We start from the raw sequence: 3,124 nt of genomic DNA, 5'->3' as shown, positions 1-3,124 counted from the left end.
TGCACCTTGTCAGCCGGCTGGCATTAATGTTGAAGGATTAAAACGCCGGGGTTTCAGCAGTGATGCCTTGCTTGAGATCCGCCGGGCCTATAAAGAGGTTTACCGCAAAGGTCAGACGGTTGCTGAGGCATTAGCGGCACTGGAAGCAAAAGCCGCTGAGTATCCTCAGTTGAAAGTCTTTACCGATTTTATTGCCGGTGCCAGCCGCGGTATAGTTCGTTAATAAAAAAGTACATGATAAAAAAGGAGCCGGCTGGCTCCTTTTTTATCACAGACAACAAGCCATTACCTGAAGCTGTCCAGGTATTAATCGTCGCAGCATTAGTTTGGACGATTAAGGCTTGAAGTAAGCGCTATGCCCTGTGATAGAATCAGGCCATTATACGCAATTGAAAAAGAGACCTGCTTTGTCAGACCTAAATATTGCCATGATCGCTGGCGAGCATTCCGGTGATATTCTGGGCGCCGATTTAATTGAAGCAATACGTCAACACCATCCGCAAGCGAAATTTTATGGTATTGGCGGGCCGCGTATGCAGGCGCTTGGTTTCCAGGCGTTGTTCGATATGGAAGAACTGGCCGTAATGGGCCTGGTTGAAGTATTAGGCCGCTTACCCCGGCTAATGCAGGTCAAGCGGGACATCGTGGCGAGCTTACTGAATAATCCGCCTGATGTTTTTGTTGGTATCGACGCACCGGATTTCAACTTACGGGTGGAGCTGGAATTGAAGCGGGCGGGCATTAAAACCATCCATTACGTCAGCCCTTCGGTATGGGCCTGGCGCCATAAGCGTATTTTCAAGATAGCTGAAGCCACCAATATGGTGCTGTCGCTGCTGCCTTTTGAGAAAGCTTTTTATGATAGATATAAGGTACCTTGTACGTTTGTTGGCCACACCATGGCCGATACAATGCCGATAGTTGTTGATAAAGCAGCGCATAAGGCTGAACTGGGGCTGGATCCAGCGCAGCCGGCGCTGGCAATTATGCCTGGCAGCCGCAGTAATGAAATTAAACTGCTTGCTCCGGATTTTCTGCAGGCTGCCAGTTTGCTACAGCAGCAGCAACCGCAGTTACAACTCATTGCCAATATGGTCACAGCGCAAAAGGCCGCACAATTTGCCGCGATAAAAGCAGAATATGCGCCACAATTGAACATTAAGGTCTTTACCGGCCAGGCCAGGCAGGTACTGCTGGCGGCTGATGCAACCTTTATTACCTCGGGTACAGCAACGCTGGAAGCGATGCTGGCGAAGTGTCTGATGGTCGTGGCGTATCGGGCAAACTGGCTAACCTATCAGATTGGCCGGCGCCTGGTAAAACTGGCGCATTTCAGTTTACCCAATTTACTGGCCGGACGGGCCATGGTACCTGAGTTACTGCAACATCAGGTCACGCCCGCTGCGCTGGTGGCAGCTATGGCACCTATGCTGCAGGCAGATAATAGTAAATTGCTTGCCGATTATCAGGCTATTCATCAAACCATTAAATGTAACGCCAGCGCACGTGCTGCTGAAGCGATACTGGAGGTAGTGCATTCTGATGCTATGGCATAGACCTGATGTAACGTTATTGTGTGGGGTTGATGAAGTCGGCCGCGGCCCCTTAGTGGGCGCTGTGGTCACTGCCGCTGTTATTCTTGACCCGGCGCGGCCGATTGCTGGCCTTACTGATTCAAAAAAACTCAGTGCCAGTAAACGCGAGGCACTGGCTGCATTGATTAAAGAGCGTGCGCTCTGCTGGGCACTTGGCCGGGCAGAGCCGGCAGAGATTGACCAGTTAAATATTTTACATGCAACCATGCTGGCGATGCAGCGGGCTGTGGCAGCTTTGCCGATAGCGCCTGAGTGGGTCATGGTTGATGGCAACCGGTGTCCTCCACTGCCAGTACCGGCCACGGCTATGGTAAAGGGGGATAGCCTGGTACCGGAAATCAGTGCTGCATCCATCCTGGCAAAAGTGGCCAGGGATGCTGAAATGGCCGAATTGGCCTTACGCTACCCACATTTCGGATTTGCCGCCCACAAAGGTTACCCGACGGCACAACATCTGGCTGCAATAACTGAGCACGGTATTCTGGCAGAGCATCGTCGCAGTTTTAAACCGGTCCGTCAGATTTGCGAGCAACAATCCTGATGTCCGGCCCGTCTTTTATTCACTTGCGTGTTCACAGCGATTTTTCAATGATCGACGGTGTGGCAAAGGTTAAGCCCATTGTAAAAGCCGCCGCTGCGGCGAAAATGCCGGCATTGGCACTAACTGATCAGATGAACTTCTGTGGCCTGGTGCGGTTTTACAGTGCCGCGCACGATGCGGGCATTAAACCGCTGGTGGGAGTCGACTGCTGGGTACAGCATCCGCTGCTTGGTAATGAAAGCTCGCGCTTATTGCTGCTGGCGATGGATAATGTCGGTTATCAGAACTTAACCATGTTGATTTCCAAAGCCTATTTGCGGGGGCATATCGCTGGCAAGCCGCAGCTCGATCACCAGTGGCTGGCCGAACATAACAGTGGTCTGATAGTCCTGTCAGGTGGCAAAGACGGTCCGCTGGGCAAAGCGCTGGTCAAGGAGAACCCGCAGTCAGTTGCAGCGTTAGTCAGTTTTTATCAGCAGTATTTTCCAGACAGGTTTTATCTGGAATTAATCCGCACTAACCGGCCTGATGAAGAACGTTATATTCAAAAGGCGGTGCAGCTGGCTGAAAAACATCAGCTGCCTGTGGTCGCTACCAATGAAGTGGTGTTTTTACAGGCCAGTGATTATCCCGCCCATGAGATAAGGGTTGCCATTCATGACGGCTTTACTCTGGATGATAAACGCCGGCCAAAGCATTACTCAGAGCAGCAGTATTTGCGCACTGAGCAGGAAATGCTGGAATTATTTGCCGATATTCCGGAGGCACTGGAAAACAGTGTGGAAATTGCCAGACGCTGCAATGTGACCATCCGGCTTGGTGAGTATTTTTTACCGGCATTCCCAACTGGCGGTATGACCGACGCAGATTTCCTGGTACACAAATCACGGGAAGGCCTCGAGCAGCGACTGCTGCAGTTATTTCCGGATGAGACAGAGCGGCAAGCTAAACGGCCCGCTTATGATGAGCGGTTGCAGATTGAGCTGGA

Annotated in this window: 3 protein-coding genes and 1 pseudogene; all 4 read left to right on the top strand. The window is 51.4% G+C overall.

Features of this window, described 5'->3' with window-relative positions; translation table 11 throughout:
• Positions 1-223: pseudogene (locus R3177_RS14105) on the top strand (acyl-[acyl-carrier-protein]--UDP-N-acetylglucosamine O-acyltransferase); the annotation flags it as partial.
• A gap of 184 nt (positions 224-407) precedes the next feature.
• A complete protein-coding gene (gene lpxB / locus R3177_RS14100) occupies positions 408-1,556 on the top strand; it encodes a lipid-A-disaccharide synthase (protein WP_318971646.1) in 1,149 nt (382 codons plus the stop codon).
• On the top strand, positions 1,543-2,136 hold the full coding sequence (gene rnhB, locus R3177_RS14095) for a ribonuclease HII (RefSeq protein ID WP_318971645.1): 594 nt from the start codon (positions 1,543-1,545) through the stop codon (positions 2,134-2,136). Before lpxB ends, rnhB begins: the two co-directional genes overlap by 14 nt.
• Positions 2,136-3,124: PHP domain-containing protein (locus tag R3177_RS14090; RefSeq protein ID WP_318971644.1), on the top strand; the 989-nt coding region annotated here is incomplete at its 3' end. The genes rnhB and R3177_RS14090, both read left to right, overlap by 1 nt.

This window comes from Arsukibacterium sp., assembly GCF_033722355.1.
Classification (GTDB): Bacteria; Pseudomonadota; Gammaproteobacteria; order Enterobacterales; family Alteromonadaceae; genus Alishewanella.
The sequence above is the reverse complement of the archived record's forward strand: the minus strand, read 5'-3'. Positions and strand labels throughout refer to the sequence as shown.